This is a genomic window from Exiguobacterium sp. s34 (genome assembly GCF_018617435.1).
GTDB classification, from domain to species: Bacteria; Bacillota; Bacilli; order Exiguobacteriales; family Exiguobacteriaceae; genus Exiguobacterium; species Exiguobacterium aestuarii.
Genome location: NZ_JACSKE010000018.1, coordinates 1 through 406, shown reverse-complemented (window position 1 = coordinate 406; position 406 = coordinate 1). Strand labels below are relative to the sequence as shown.

Genomic DNA, 406 nt, shown 5'->3' with positions numbered 1-406 from the left:
CCGAGTTCCTCATCAAGACCATCGGCTGCGCCCGGTTCATCTACAACAAGTTGCTCGAGGACCGCATCGCCATCCGCGAGGAGGTGAAAGCGGGGAACGGAACGAGACGGAAACCGGCGACACCCGCCTCCTACAAGCCCCTGTTCCCGTTCCTCGCCGAGGCGGACAGCCTCGCGCTCGCGAACGCGAAGCTGAACCTCGACACCGCGTTCACGAAGTTCTTCGCCGGGACGGGCGGTTTCCCTGCCTTCAAATCGAGACGGCGGTCGCGCGCCTCCTACACGACGAACAACCAGCATGGCACGATCCGCATCGAGGACGGCAAGGTGAGACTTCCTAAAATCGGCTTCGTGAAGTTCGAACAACATCGCTCGTTTGAGGGCGTCATCCGGTCGGCGACGGTCTC

Annotated in this window: 1 protein-coding gene; it reads left to right on the top strand. The window is 62.1% G+C overall.

The window, feature by feature from the left end; translation table 11 throughout:
- On the top strand, positions 1 to 406 hold a 406-nt coding region (locus tag KNO87_RS15370), incomplete at both ends, for a helix-turn-helix domain-containing protein (protein ID WP_214814851.1).